The organism is Pseudomonas sp. 1L-E-NC-VB-C3, from assembly GCF_057291535.1.
The window spans coordinates 228,688-239,095 of record NZ_JBXAWD010000006.1 but is presented as its reverse complement, the minus strand read 5'-3'; the positions used below and the strand labels follow the sequence as shown (position 1 = coordinate 239,095).

General features: G+C 60.3%; 12 protein-coding genes. 10 read left to right on the top strand and 2 right to left on the bottom strand.

The features are described 5' to 3' along the window. Positions 1-8 precede the first annotated feature (8 nt). From AC0Z5Z_RS12570 to AC0Z5Z_RS12535, 8 genes are all read left to right on the top strand, one after another. Positions 9-1,010, top strand: coding sequence for a polysaccharide deacetylase family protein (locus tag AC0Z5Z_RS12570; RefSeq protein WP_024012445.1), 1,002 nt, complete (start codon positions 9-11; stop codon positions 1,008-1,010). After that, positions 1,007-2,314, top strand: a complete 1,308-nt coding sequence (locus tag AC0Z5Z_RS12565; protein WP_485611165.1) for an oligosaccharide flippase family protein — start codon at positions 1,007-1,009, stop codon at positions 2,312-2,314. The genes AC0Z5Z_RS12570 and AC0Z5Z_RS12565 overlap by 4 nt, the downstream gene beginning before the upstream one ends. Then, on the top strand, positions 2,311-4,230 hold the full coding sequence (locus AC0Z5Z_RS12560) for a hypothetical protein (protein ID WP_485611164.1): 1,920 nt from the start codon (positions 2,311-2,313) through the stop codon (positions 4,228-4,230). The genes AC0Z5Z_RS12565 and AC0Z5Z_RS12560 overlap by 4 nt, the downstream gene beginning before the upstream one ends. 61 nt (positions 4,231-4,291) lie before the next feature. Next, entirely contained in the window at positions 4,292-4,981 is a 690-nt protein-coding gene (locus AC0Z5Z_RS12555) for a GNAT family N-acetyltransferase (protein ID WP_056784514.1), read from the top strand. Between the two features lie 4 nt (positions 4,982-4,985). Further along, positions 4,986-6,176: a GNAT family N-acetyltransferase gene (locus tag AC0Z5Z_RS12550; protein WP_056784511.1), complete on the top strand. Its 1,191-nt coding sequence runs from the start codon at positions 4,986-4,988 to the stop codon at positions 6,174-6,176. Then, positions 6,173-6,865, top strand: coding sequence for a hypothetical protein (locus tag AC0Z5Z_RS12545; RefSeq protein ID WP_056784508.1), 693 nt, complete (start codon positions 6,173-6,175; stop codon positions 6,863-6,865). Before AC0Z5Z_RS12550 ends, AC0Z5Z_RS12545 begins: the two co-directional genes overlap by 4 nt. A gap of 230 nt (positions 6,866-7,095) precedes the next feature. After that, a complete protein-coding gene (locus tag AC0Z5Z_RS12540; RefSeq protein ID WP_485611163.1) occupies positions 7,096-7,389 on the top strand; it encodes a type II toxin-antitoxin system RelE/ParE family toxin in 294 nt (97 codons plus the stop codon). Between the two features lie 2 nt (positions 7,390-7,391). Then, the gene (locus tag AC0Z5Z_RS12535; RefSeq protein WP_485611162.1) at positions 7,392-7,700 is read left to right on the top strand and encodes an addiction module antidote protein; all 309 of its coding nucleotides are present in this window, start codon (positions 7,392-7,394) and stop codon (positions 7,698-7,700) included. A 115-nt stretch (positions 7,701-7,815) separates the two neighbouring features. Here the strand turns inward: AC0Z5Z_RS12535 and AC0Z5Z_RS12530 are convergent, their stop codons facing one another. Then, the gene (locus AC0Z5Z_RS12530; RefSeq protein ID WP_252877831.1) at positions 7,816-8,613 is read right to left on the bottom strand and encodes a class I SAM-dependent methyltransferase; all 798 of its coding nucleotides are present in this window, start codon (positions 8,611-8,613) and stop codon (positions 7,816-7,818) included. Positions 8,614-8,921: 308 nt separating this feature from the next. Here AC0Z5Z_RS12530 and relB point away from each other — a divergent pair, with 308 nt between their 5' ends. Both relB and AC0Z5Z_RS12520 read left to right on the top strand, forming a co-directional pair. Then, a complete protein-coding gene (gene relB, locus AC0Z5Z_RS12525) occupies positions 8,922-9,113 on the top strand; it encodes a type II toxin-antitoxin system RelB family antitoxin (protein ID WP_460160590.1) in 192 nt (63 codons plus the stop codon). Next, the gene (locus AC0Z5Z_RS12520) at positions 9,103-9,372 is read left to right on the top strand and encodes a type II toxin-antitoxin system RelE/ParE family toxin (RefSeq protein WP_082228561.1); all 270 of its coding nucleotides are present in this window, start codon (positions 9,103-9,105) and stop codon (positions 9,370-9,372) included. Before relB ends, AC0Z5Z_RS12520 begins: the two co-directional genes overlap by 11 nt. 72 nt (positions 9,373-9,444) lie before the next feature. Here the strand turns inward: AC0Z5Z_RS12520 and AC0Z5Z_RS12515 are convergent, their stop codons facing one another. After that, positions 9,445-10,344, bottom strand: a complete 900-nt coding sequence (locus AC0Z5Z_RS12515) for a LysR family transcriptional regulator (RefSeq protein WP_056784501.1) — start codon at positions 10,342-10,344, stop codon at positions 9,445-9,447. Between the last annotated feature and the right edge of the window lie 64 nt (positions 10,345-10,408).

The following is a 10,408-nucleotide window of genomic DNA, read 5'->3' as shown; positions in this document are numbered from 1 at the left end:
CGCATGCCATGGCTATCAAACAACTGATAAAACGCACCAGCGGCTGGCTCTATCTCAACTCGTCCGTGGGGCGCAGCCAGTTGCACGGGGCCGGAGTCATCCTGATGCTCCACCGAGTGCTGGCCAACGACCGTGCGGCCAACCTGCCGCACCGCAATGAACTGTGCGTAGGCCCGCAGGCGTTCGAACACTTGCTGATATGGCTGCGCAAGCATTTCGATTGCGTGCCGCTGATGGAGTTGTTGCAGCCCAACGCCCTGCGCACCGAGCGCCCGCGCGTGGCGCTGACCTTCGATGACGGCTGGCGTGACAACGCGGTCAATGCCTATCCGCTGCTGCAAAAATATCAGGTGCCGGCGAGCATTTTTCTTTCCACCGATTTCATTGGCAGCCGGCAGCGGTTCTGGTGGGAAAGCGTCGGTGAAACGCTGTGGGGCAGCCATGGCGAAAAGGCCCGTATGCACCTGATCGAGCACCTGCGCATCACCGGTCATCCGCTGCCGGTGTTGCTCGACGATATCGATGTCGACCGGCGCAGCCTGGCACTGCTGCATTACCTGCAAGGGCTGAAGAGCCTCGATCCGCAGGAACTCGAACGTCTGACCAATGAGTGTCCGCCGGATTCTCTGCCGCAAGCGCTGGACTGGCATCAGGTGCGCGCCATGGAAGCGTCCGGTCTGGTGCGCTTCGGCCCCCACGGCGCCAGTCATGCGATCCTCACTGGCCTGGATGACATGCGTCTGCACGAAGAAATCAGCCGCAGCCGCGATGCCTTGCACAACGGCTGCAATCGGCCTTTACCGGTGTATTGCTACCCCAACGGCGACAACGATGAGCGCGTGCGCGAGCAGGTCGCCAATCACGATTATCCGTTTGCTCTTGGCACGTCCACCGGACTCTATCGCGGCGCCGGCGACCCGCTGAACCTGCCGCGCTTCGGCGTCAGCCAACGCACCGCGCGCAATCCGGAGCTGCTGTCGCTACGGATCTTTCGCGGGGCACGGCCATGAGTCGCGGCAGCTACATCCGGCATCTGGCCCTGAGCATGGGCACCAAACTGGCGATGATTGCCCTGCGCCTGCTGCGCAATGTGTTGCTGGCGCGGATTCTCGGGCCGAGCGAACGCGGTCTGTTCGCCCTGCTCAGCACCCTGCCGGATCTGATCAGTGCGGCCACCAGCGGCGGCTTGAATTCGGCAGTGGGTTATCAAGCGGCCAACCAGCGGCCGATGGGGGTGTTGCTCGCTCAGGTGTTGGTGTTCGGCTGTCTGCTGGCCGGGCTACTGACGTTATTGGTGGTGGCACTGGCGCGAGAATTCGGCAGCGAACTCGATGTCACGATGCAGCTCGGTCTGCTGGCGTGGCTGTTGCTGCTGGCGGTACCGCTGACCGTGCTCAAAAGCGGCCTGCTGACCTTGCACAACGCGTCGGGTGGCGTGGTCGCCTTCAATGTCCTGCGCCTGATCGAATCGCTGGCACCACTTCTGCTTTTTATTGCGCTGTTCTGGATGTGGAAAGAGGCGGCACTCGAAGCGGCGCTCATCAGTTGGCTGGCCGGTATCAGCCTGGTGGTGCTGGTGGGCTGGATGTGGCTCAAACGCGCACAGCCGCTGCAACTGCAATGGGATCGTGCAAGCCAGAAGGAGCTGCTGAAATTCAGTGCACGCAGCCATCCGGACTTGCTGTTCCAACAGGTCATTCTGCGCTCCGATTACTTGTTCATCGGCGCCCTGCTGGGCAGCAGCGCGCTCGGCCATTACGCCATGGCCAGCGCCGCCGCTGAACTGTTGCTGATCGTTCCGGAAGCGGTCACCACGCCGCTGATGAAGCGTCTGCTACAACAGGACAAGGGCATGGACAAGGTTACGCCGCTGGCGCTGCGTCTGACCGCCACGGTAATGCTCTGCGCCTGCATCGCCATGGCGCTGATCGGCGAATGGCTGATCATCACCCTGTTCGGCGTCGCCTACCAACCGGCATATCCGGCGCTGCTGGCTTTGCTGCCGGGGCTGTTGGGCCTGTGCTACGCAAGCATTCTGCGCCTGGACCTGATCGGCAAGAACCGCCCTGCCACCGTCTCGATGATGATGGGGGTGGGGGCGTTGCTCAATCTGGGCCTGAACCTGCTGCTGATCCCGAGCTACGGCATCGTCGGCGCAGCGGCGGCGTCCTCGATTGCCTATCTGGCAGTGACCGTGGCGATGCTGGTGCTTTATTGCAGACTGAGCGGCGTGCCGTTCTGGCACACGCTGTTCATTCTGCCCGGTGACATCAGCCCGATGTGGCTGATGCTGCACCGCAGGAAAGCCGCATGAAGCGCCTGGCCCTGCTACTCGGACTCGGCATGACGCTGAACGCCTTCGCTGCGCCCATGCAGTGGGGCGACATCCGCGATGGCAGCCTGTATCTGCAAGCCGACCGCCCGGATACAGTCACCGTGCGCTGGGTTCCGGCGTGGCAGGCCGAGGCCAATGAAGAGCATATCTATCTGCTTGACGGCCATGGCCGCTTGCAAGGTGACCGCTTCATCAAGGCCAGTGAGGTCCGCGGTTCGCAAAGCTGGCCGCTGGTGCCGGGAGCTGCCGGTTATCGCTTGGAGATTCCCGGCTACAGCTTCCGCAGTTACCGCGTCGAGCATGACGCCACGACCGTGGCGCTGTTCAGTCCGGCCAAAGTGCATTTCAGTATCGAAACCCGCAAGGGCGATGAGCTGTTTTTCCAGGTCGCCCCTGGGGAACACGCGGTGCTGAACGGCAAATACCATGGCGGCGTCAACGCGCTGCAAGCGCAGCGCATGGACGATGGACAACAGCTGTCGCTGGCCCTCAAGCCCTACCGCGCCTATTGGCAATTCGATCAAGTGGCGTTGCCGGTCAGTGACCGGCCTCAGGCCTGGCGCTTGCGCCTGCAGGGCAGCGGTAAAGCCGCGTTCTGGCTCGATGGCACGGCCAACCTGTTTGCGCAGAATCCGCAGCAGCTGCAGCCAGTGCATGAAGAATCGGGTGAAGTCCGCCTGACCCTGCACGCCAAGGCACTCGGGCGCACTCCGGATCTGGGCATCGCGCTGCCCAATCTGATGCCGCCCGCGAGCAGTCATGCCGTACTGGATGCGTTGAAACCGAGTGCGGCGAGCTACTACAGCTACGTTGACATAACGTCGAAAAGTGCCCGCGTCGAAGACCCGGTTCGCCAGCTCTATCAGACTCGCTTCGCCATCCGCCAGGACATCACCCTGCTCGCCGGCACCGGGCGTCAGGCCAATCTGCGCGCCGATGTGCAAAGCAGCAACGGCCTTGAGACATGGCTCGCCGGCACGCGTGCCTTGGGTGGTCAAGGCACGCATTACATCGGCTTCGCCGACGAGCCGAACCTCAACTATTCGAGCTACGACGAATACCGCTCGATTTTTGTCAGCATGGCCCGCCAGGTGCGCAGCGATCCCGCCAACGCCAGGGCCGGCGTGCGCATCGCCATGCCGGCCAGTTCGCGCCTGGTCAACGGCCCGTTCGCCAATAACGCCGCAGACAAACGCGGGATCGATTGGGCACGGCGTCTGCTCAGTGAAGCGCCCGATCAGATTGACGCGTTGGCCTGGCACGAATGGATGATCCGCGACCTGCTCGCCACTCGCGTCTACCGCGACAGCGTGCGCCGCGCCGCGCAACTGGTCGGCCTCGACGCAAAGGGTCAGCCGCGCAAAGCCTTGCTGCTCGATCAGACCAATCTGTCCAGTGGCTCGAGCCTGAGCCCGTACGACCAGGAAACTCATTACGCCGCGCTGTGGTGGGCATCGGTGGTCATCAATGCTTCTCAGGACGGTTTGCTGAGCATGCTCAACTGGTTTCAGGCGGCCGACGAACCGCCCTACGCCAAGGGCATGGTGCGCGTGTTGGCCGGCGATCGCTTCGAGCTGAAACCGGTGGGCCTGGCCCAGCAATTCATCGCCCGGCATTGGCTGCCGCACGTGCTGCAACTGGATAACGACGCCTTCGAAGTGGACGTACTGGCGATGGCCGGCGACGAGCAGCGCACGTTGCTCGGGGTGAACAAAGGCACGCGCCTGCAACGCGTTGCTCTGAGCGGTGCCAAGTGCCCGCTCAACCAAGGCGCCCTGCATTTCTTCGGCGCTGACAATCGCGCCCGCGACGCACCATTTGCCTGCGAACACGGGCGCGTGCGTTTCGAATTACCCGGGCAAACCCTGTTTGCCCTGAACTGGAACGCTTCATGAACCGCCCCTCCGCCCTGCGAGCGTGATGCTGCGCGCGGCACTTTCATCAGGAGAAGAGACCATGGATATCTTTAAAAAACTCAGCGGACATATCCGTCGCAAAGGTCTGCGAGCGACCTTGGGGAAGATCCGCAGAATGTACATTTTTGCCCATCAGCAACTGCTGTGGATGGAACGTGATCTGGTCAGCCCCGTGCCGCCGCATAGCCTCAAACCCTACCCGCCGCTGCGCGTAATGGAGATCACCGCAGACAACGCCAGCGCCTTCACCCGTTACTTCGGCGACCGTGTCGGCGTCATGGCCGAGCTGGCCAGTGAGGGTCATACCGGGCATATGCATGTCGACGAGCAAGGTGATGCCGTTGCGTTCATCTGGGGTACGCCGCGCGACTATTTTGATCGGCATTACTACGGTTGCCGGTTCCCGGTGAAACCTGGCGAGTTCTTCGAATTCGGTGGCGAAATGACCCGTGCCTACTGGGGCAGCGAATTGTCAGTCGATGTGCAAGTGCGCCTGTGGCAAGCCATGGCTGAGAAAGGCTGCCGCAAAGTGGTCGATGTCTGTGACTCGAGCAACATCCCGGCGCTCAAGCTGCACCTGCGCATGGGCTATACCGAGCAACAGCGGATCATGAATATCTACACGCTGTTCGGTCGCTGGCGCTTTTATCGCGAAACCCGCTACAGCGGCTCGCGCCTGGAGGCACTGCGGAAAAATTCTCGTCCACCTGTCCCAGCAACGGCGGTCTGAACCTATGGTGATGCGATTTGAATGGCGCACCTCCCTGTGCGCTGCCGACTTCCCGGCAACCGCGTATGAAACGCTGCGCCTTCACGTAGCCGATCACACGCCGTTCAACCACCTCGGCTGGTTGTGCGCAGCAGAGCAGGCGTTGGAAGAGAATCAGTGCCTGCACGTTCTGCTCGGCTGGGAAGCAGAGGCTTTGCGCCTGTGCCTGCCCCTGGTGTCCAGCCGCGAACGCTTCGCGGGCGTGCCATTTCGCGTCTTGCGCCACTTGGGTTATCCGCTGGCCGATCGGTTGGCCCTGCTGTCGTTGCTCGGCGCAGAGGATATGCGCGATGCGCTGATGCTGATCCGTCAGCGCCTGCCCCATGCGCTGCTGCAACTCAACGAACTGTCGGAACCTGCCGGGGAAGAAAGTGCCCTCACCGATTGGATGGCGCGTAGCTCCACCGCTGAACGGCGCCTGAGTTGCCGGGTGCCGGTGCATCTGATCAGCGACGCCGACCAGCAGGAAGTTTCCGGCGACCCGCGCTACAAACTGCGTCGTGCGCGCAAACGGATTGCCGCGTGCGGCGCTCAAGTACGGCGAATCACCCCCGATGCGCTGTCGATGCCTCCGGTTTTACAGGCGTTGCAAGAAGTCGAGTCGGTCAGTTGGAAAGGCGACGAGGGCGTCGGCATTTTCGCAAATGACCACAGTCGTCAATGGATACAGAACGCCTTCACCGCCCTCGCCGCTCAAGGGCTGGTGCGAGTGGTGACACTGGAGCTGGACGGCCGCTGCATCAGTTATCGGCTGGGCCTGCTCGAGCAGGGCCGCCTCTACGACTACAACCTGGCGTTCCTGCCGCAACATGCCGATCTGGGCAGTGGTCGAGTGCTGCTGGAGGAATGGATTCGCTGGGGCCTGGACGAGCAATGGCACTGGATCGATGCCTCGCGGGTCAGCCTGGAAAACTCCAGTCATCAACTGCACGAGCGCATGACCGGACAACTGGAACACTGGCGCTGGAGCTTCTACTCATGGCGCCCCAGTGGCTTGCTGCTGGGCCTGGGCCTGCGTCTTTGGTACTGCGTCAAACCGGCCCTGCAAAAATGGCGCGCACAGCGTGCCGGCAAACCGAAAGCGGTAAATACCTGCGCAACTCAACCGGCAACATCATCCACCACACCAGGGCTAGCGCCTCGGAGAGCATCATGAACGTCATCGACAAACTGCTTCTGCGCATCAAACAAAAAGGCCTGCGCCGCACCCTTGGCGCTTTCGGCAAACGTTATGTCTTCGCTCACCGTGAATTGCTGTGGATGGAGCGCGATCTGGTCACGCCGATCGCGCCGAACAAACTGCGCCCCTGTGAAGGTTTACATAGAGTCGACATCACCGAGGACAACGCCAAGGCTTTCGGCAAGTACTTTGGTGACCGTGTGCAGACCATGGCCGAATTGGCCGCTGAAGGGCACACGGGGCACATGTACCTGGACCAGGAAGGCCACACCGTCGGGTTCGTCTGGGCCAGTACCCGCGACTATTACGATCGGCACTTCTACCGCTACACGTTCACGATCCAGCCCGGTGAGTACTTCCAGTTCGGTGCCGAAATTGCCCGGCCCTATTTCGGCAGCACCTTGACCGTCGACGCACAGACCGCACTTTGGCAAGTCATGGACGCCGGGGGGTATAAAAAGGTGGTGGATATCTGTGACAACGCCAATATCCAGGCTCTGAAGATGCATGTGCGCCTGGGCTATAAGGAACAAGGGCGGATCACGCATGTTTACGACCTGTTCGGCCACTGGCGCTTCTTCCGCGAAACGCGCTACAGCGAGTCGAGGCTGGAGGCGCTGCGCAAGCCGGAAAGACCAGTAGTAAGTACGCCCGCGCAGGCTTGATTCAGGCTGAATATTTGCGGCGGTTTTGATACCGCCATCGCGAGCAGGCTCGCTCCTACACTGGAATGCATTTCCCTGTGGGAGCGAGCCTGCTCGCGAAGAGGCCAGTAGCTGCACCCGCAGCTCTCACAAGCGATTGGCTGGTTGCCTACAAACTGTGACGACACTTCCAACATCCAGTAAAGACTTGGCCGACTGTTTTTCCGTATCCACTTGGATACAGTCGAGCAATGTCTTATCTTATCCAGCAAACCGCAATATTCCAGGCTTGGCACCGTTCGATTAGAGACTTGCGCGCCAAAGTGGCTATCGCCCGGCGTATTGATCGGGCGTCAACAGGCAATCTCGGCGACGCCAAATCGGTGGGCGATGGAGTCTCTGAGATGCGTCTGGATGTTGGCGCGGGCTACCGGGTGTATTTCACAATCCGCAATGGCGCAGTAATCATTCTGCTGGCCGGAGGCGACAAATCCTCACAAAGCGCAGACATCCGACGCGCACAAAAAATGGCAAAGGAGGTTTAACCATGAGCCAGACTTTGACGAATTTCGACATGGTCGCGCTGCTCGACAGTGATGAAGCCATCAGTGAGTACCTGTCACAGGTGCTTGCAGACGGAGACAGCGAAGAATTCCTTCGCGCAATCGGCTACGTGTTAAAGGCGCGAGGAATGACGCAGATCGCCAAGGATTCAGGCATGGGTCGTGAAAGTTTGTACAAAGCTTTTGCTCCCGGAGCGAAGCCGCGCTTTGACACAGTGTTGAAGGTGATTCATGCGCTGGGCATTGATCTTTATGCGCAGCCGGGGCACGCAGTCAATCACGCCGTTTCCTGAATTTTCTGGCGGTCGCAAGGCCGCCATCGCGAGCAGGCTCGCTCCCACATTGGAATGCGTTTCCCTGTGGGAGCGAGCCTGCTCGCGAAGAGGCCAGCCGTCGCAAAAAAGGTTCTCAGGCCTTGCTTGCCACCAGGCTAAAGCACATCGGCAGCTGCGCCTGCTGGTTCAGGTAGCAGTCATACACCTCTTCCCGGTTCGAATGCGCATATTCCTGAAAATCCACAATGCTCAGCCCCGCTCCAATGGCGCCGCTGAAGATCGCGCCCAGCGTATGCACGAACCAGTACGACTTTGCCGCCGGCTGCTCGACTTTACCTACGTAAACGATCGGCTCTTGCTGCACAAACGGCTCGGCACGGAAATACGAGCTGGCGAGGCGGAAAGGATCTTCAGCCCGTGGATCAACCATTTCCAGAAACGGATGGGTTTCGTAGATCACCAGTTTGCCGCCCGGCTTGAGCACCTGCGCGACATGACGGAAGAATTCGCCGATGTCAGGCATCCAGTTGAGTACCCCGATGGTGATCAGGCCGACGTCGAAGCGGTTATGCAGCGATGCGGGCAGATGGTGGATATCGCTCTCGACGAATTCGGCAGTATGCGGCGAGCGGCTGTTGAGCTCGCGGGCCTGCTCAAGAAACGCTACCGATTGATCGACGCCGACGACACTGCGCGCACCCAGCGCAAACAGCGACAGGCTCTCCCGACCGTTATTGCAGCCCAGTTGAATCACGTCTTTGCCGTCGACTTCCAGCAAGCCGCGCAAGGTGTCATCGAGGCAGCAAAACTCCCCCTGCGCAACATCGCTGAGCAATGCCTGCCAGTCCGGTGAATCCTGATGATGGCGAGCGGAATCGTTCCACGCCTGTCGATTGCTTTCGATGGCGGTTTTGGGGTTGGGCACTTCCATGGCGCTACTCCGGGTGAAGCTCGTGATTGAGCGGCGTGAGTGTAGAACAGACGCGGGGTGGCGGTTGTTCCAATGTTGTAATCACACTGCGCAGTCCTCTTCAGCGAGTCCTACAGAAAAAGGAAGGAACTCGGGAAACCCCAACCGTTTTCCTACATCTTCCGTCGGTTGGCCGTCGGAAGCGCTCAGTCTAGGATTTGTCGAACTACAAGTACTCATGGAGCTCGACCAAGATGCAGTTCATCCAGACAACGACGACAGCAATCCCTGTACCGAATAGACTGCCAGGCATTGATCCCGGAGGCACTATGGACGGCAAAATCTTTCCCGACGATTCAGGGTTTGAAAGCGACGAGCAGGCTGCCAGTCATGATCGCTGGTTGCGAGCCAAGGTGCAGGCGTCCAGAGATGATCCCCATCCGAGTCTCACCCATGAGGACGTGATGGCGGACATGCATGCCTTGATCGAATCCATGCGAAAAAAGGTCGATGCAGATTGAGTGGCGGCCCGAAGCCAAGGCCGATCTTTCGAACATCCTCAGATACATTGGCGAGAGAAACTTTGCAGCCGCAGTGAGTCTCTCGAAATCCATCGAAGAATCCACAACCTCACTCTCCGTTCATCCCCATCTCTACCGTAAAGGTCGATCTCCCGGCACCCGGGAAATCGTTGTACATCCTAACTACGTAGTGATTTATGAGGTGACGGATCGAATCGAGATACTTAGCGTTTTGCATACCCGACAGGAATATCCATAAAGACATCGCAGGAAAAAACGGTAGGACGTTCGCCCGATCGATAACACGCCGTTTGCCCAGCAGGCCCCACTATCAAAGATTCACATGACTCTGGTTAAGCCGCTCACGCAAAAACTCCACCAGCGCCTGTACCGGCCGCGAAGCCTGGCGATGCTGCGGATAAACCGCCGACAGGGTCAGTGGCTCCGGGCGCAACTCATCCAGCACTGGCACCAGCCGCCCGTCCTTCAGCGCCGCACCGACGATGAAGGTCGGCAGATAGGTAATGCCCATCCCCTGCACCGCTGCGTCCCGCAGCAGTTCGCCGTTGTTGACGCGCATGCGGCCGGTGACGTTGATAAGTAGCGGTTTGCCCGGCGCTTCGTTGAAACGCCATTGCACCGAGCGCCCGTGGCCGTAAGGCAGGCAGTCGTGGCTGTGCAGGTCTTCGGGTTTGAGTGGTGTGCCGCGTTCGGCGAGGTAGGCCGGGCTGGCGCAGTATACCCGTTCGATGCTGGCGATACGTCGGGCGATCAATGTCGAGTCCTCCAGCACGCCGATGCGCAGGGCCAAGTCGTAGCCTTCGCCGAGCAGATCGACCGGGCGATCGCTCAGATCCACTTCGACGGTGACTTCGCGATAACGCTGCAGGAATAGCGGTAGCAGACAACCCAGATGCGCCACGGCAAACGACAACGGCGCGCTGAGGCGAATCGTGCCGCGCGGCTCGGCGGTTTCGCCGGCGATGCCCTGCTCGACCTGTTCCACCTCACCCAACAAGCGCAACGCCGATTCGTAATAGCTCTGCCCCAGCGGGGTGACGTCGAGGCGGCGGGTCGAGCGATTCAACAAGCGCACACCGAGGCGCTCTTCCAGTTGCATCAAACGGCGGCTGACGAACTGCTTGGACAGCCCCAACTGATCGGCCGCGGCGGTGAAGCTGCCGGAGTCCATGACCTGGCAAAAAATACGCATGTCTTCGAACGGGTTCATTGTCACTCTCTGGTGGACAGTTAAACGCTTTATAGCCGCTTTTTCGCTTCTCAGCAGCCCATTA